The following is a 583-nucleotide window of genomic DNA, read 5'->3' as shown; positions in this document are numbered from 1 at the left end:
TTCAGCGCAGTATCCATTTCTTCTAGCTCAGTGTTGCTGTAAATACGGGACGCTTGGAAAGGACGCGTCGCTGGGTGCTCTTTCTCTTTAAAACTTTTTGGTGCGGCTTCAGAGATCAGTTTTGCCAACTGTCCAGTACGAACCATTGGCTCGTTCTCTTCGTTTTCACGGTATTCCACAATCGCACGAGCAATACGACGAGCGTGTTTGTCTTCACCGAATTCACGAATCACCCAAGTGATGTCATCCAGATCCGCTTCCATCAACCATTGAGAAACCGGGATGCCTGAAGTTGGGTCCATGCGCATATCTAGCGGGCCATCTTTCATAAAGCTGAAACCACGCTCTGCGTCATCCAGCTGAGGCGAAGACACACCAAGATCCAATAGTACACCGTCTACTTTACCAACTAGGTCATACTCTTCTGCGTATTGAGCCATGCCAGAAAACGGGCCATGAATAATGGTAAAACGAGGGTCGTCAATTTTGCCTGCTTCCGCAATCGCTTGAGGGTCACGGTCGATACTGTACAGTCGGCCATTTGGGCCAAGTTTGGATAAAATTGTACGGCTGTGACCGCCTC

At 49.1% G+C, this 583-nt stretch carries 1 protein-coding gene; it reads right to left on the bottom strand.

The features are described 5' to 3' along the window. On the bottom strand, positions 1-583 hold a 583-nt coding region (rsmH, locus tag R7Q09_RS27150), incomplete at both ends, for a 16S rRNA (cytosine(1402)-N(4))-methyltransferase RsmH (RefSeq protein WP_318144080.1).

It is taken from the genome of Vibrio sp. 2130-1, assembly GCF_033339515.1.
Note: the sequence above shows the minus strand (reverse complement) of the source record. Positions and strands in the feature narration are given on the sequence as shown.